The organism is Salinivibrio sp. HTSP, from assembly GCF_003390965.1.
GTDB lineage: Bacteria > Pseudomonadota > Gammaproteobacteria > Enterobacterales > Vibrionaceae > Salinivibrio > Salinivibrio kushneri.
The window spans coordinates 1-1,805 of record NZ_PXUD01000088.1 but is presented as its reverse complement, the minus strand read 5'-3'; the positions used below and the strand labels follow the sequence as shown (position 1 = coordinate 1,805).

Genomic DNA, 1,805 nt, shown 5'->3' with positions numbered 1-1,805 from the left:
AATCAAGGTGTTGATCACCACTTCTTGCTGACCGCCGTTGGTAACGACGCTCAAGCTTTCAATGTCAATCTGCTGATCCATTTGGCTATCGCCGTCGGCATCAATACCGATGGTGAGCGTACCTTCAGCCTCACCACTGTCTGTGGTTTGCCATGAAATCGACACTTGCCCGTCTTTGATGAGCTGAGTTAAATCCTCGACAAACGAGAAGGTGTCTTGCGTGTCACCTTGGTTATCAAAATCGACAATGACATCGGTTTCCGTCCCATCGCCATCGGCAGACGATGGCATATCATCCAACGACCACTGGAATTTATCGCTACCGGTGCCTCCGATGAGAATGTCATTGCCTTGACCGGCTTCTAAAGCATCGTCACCTGTGGTCCCAGTAACGGTAGTCACCTTATCGCCCCATTCAGCATTCACTTGTACGTCGTTGTAATCAAACTTCTTCTCAAAACTCACGTGGCCTAGCCAATCTACTACTGGTTCCAATGACCCCCCCAGTGTATCCTCAAACCCAATATTACCATTGTTGGAAGAAGTCACATATGTTTTGCCGTCTGGGTTTAGAGCAGCTTGGTCAAATAAAGCTGGCGCCCCCTTGCCGGATAACGGCTGCCCATTAACGACAGCTTGCCAATTTCCTTGCTGATTTTGCTCAAACGTTACATTGGTTTGGTCGGATACTTGATCCTCACCATCCGGAATAATAAAGAATCCAATATCGTCTTGAGCGTAACCATCTAGCTTAAATGTGTCGCCTTCATTAGCGTTCGATGAATTCGCCCAAACCACTTTGCCAGTAGTGGGATTGCCATTGTCATCTTTGACATAATAGCCAAAGCTATTGTTATACCCCGCAATCCCATCATCGTTAGTGAGCGTAAGCAGTTGCGACACATTACTCGTCACTTCATTCGGTAAAATGACGTTTAATGGTGAAGCCGTGTCTGTGATTTCGACATCAACAAGATTGCCTTGATCATCGACCTCAGCGGCACCAACAGTCACAGATAAATCAGGGGCACCTCCCTCAGGCAATTCAAGCGTGACCGAGAAACCAGGACTTGTCTGAAGTGCATCAATCGGCACTTGCCAATCACCTGAATCAAGCTGCTCGCCATCCGGTACGCTGCCTCCTTCAGGCATTCCCGATATAATTACTGATGTGATTTGCTCAGAGCCGTCGTTATCGTTCAACGTCACGTCAACATCCAGCTGGACAATATCCGCAACTTTGGTCAGCTCGCCGTTATCTACTTGATATTTACCATCGGCAAAGTAGATGGTTTCGATATCGTAGAAAGCATGCGGTACGTGATCGACACCTGCATCATGGCCGGCTTGATGATATAAACCAACTGCACTATCTACACCTTGTTGATTCGGTAGTTGTGTTAGGTCGCCATAATCACTGCGATTACCTTGTAGGTAAACCGTATCGTCGCCACTACCACCATAATACACGGTAGTCGCATCAGCTTGTTGTGATATAAAGGTAATATCCTCAGTCCCGCTGCTATCACCTAGATGATATGTTTCGATTGATGTACCGCCAATAAGCAGGGGCTTTCCGGTATCAGTTGTCGTTTTAGTGACTTGATCTGAATTCAGATTCTCTTGTTTAACATGCGCTATTAAATCATCGGCTGGATGCGAACCGCCGGCAAATTCAGCCAAGGAAGCCGAGACCGTTAGTCCATCAGAAGCAAGGTAGACGGCGTTGTTGCTCACGCTACCCGTATTCCCTGCTTGGTCGGTCACCGTCATGGTCACGGTCAGCTCGCCATCGGCCAGGCTGC

Annotated in this window: 1 pseudogene; it reads right to left on the bottom strand. The window is 47.9% G+C overall.

The annotated features are described in order from the left end of the window. Nucleotides 1-1,805: pseudogene (locus C7A19_RS15630) on the bottom strand (hypothetical protein); the annotation flags it as partial.